Source organism: Lactobacillus sp. UMNPBX15, assembly GCF_002553785.1.
Taxonomy (GTDB): Bacteria; Bacillota; Bacilli; order Lactobacillales; family Lactobacillaceae; genus Lactobacillus; species Lactobacillus crispatus.
The window spans coordinates 1-399 of record NZ_PCYV01000098.1 but is presented as its reverse complement, the minus strand read 5'-3'; the positions used below and the strand labels follow the sequence as shown (position 1 = coordinate 399).

Below are 399 nucleotides of genomic sequence, written 5' to 3'. Positions count from 1 at the left end.
CTGAAATAGCTGCTGCAATTCCTAGCTCTTTTATGTCTGCTTTCTTTGATTTGATTGCGACTGCAAGAACAGCTGCACCTTGAGAAACCATTGTTGCGCAGATAATTGCGTTTAATGAGCTTTGACCAGTTGAGGCAATTTGTTGAGCAACTAGTGGCACAACGCCCCAGTGAAGACCAAAAATAACCAATAACTGATAAAAGGCACCGATTATTAAGCCGCCAACCCAGCCAGATGCAGATACTAGCCAGTTAATAAAGACTGCGATACCATTTGCGGCTCCTTGAATGATTGGACCGGTAATAACTAATGTGATAGTTGAAACTACAAGGATAGTAATTAATGGGGTAAAGATCATTTGCAAGTAACTAGGCAAAACTTTCTTTAACCACTGTCCAC

General features: G+C 41.1%; 1 protein-coding gene. It reads right to left on the bottom strand.

Annotated features, from left to right (window positions below; translation table 11 throughout):
* On the bottom strand, positions 1-399 hold a 399-nt coding region (locus CP366_RS10440), incomplete at both ends, for a PTS transporter subunit EIIC (RefSeq protein ID WP_158227349.1).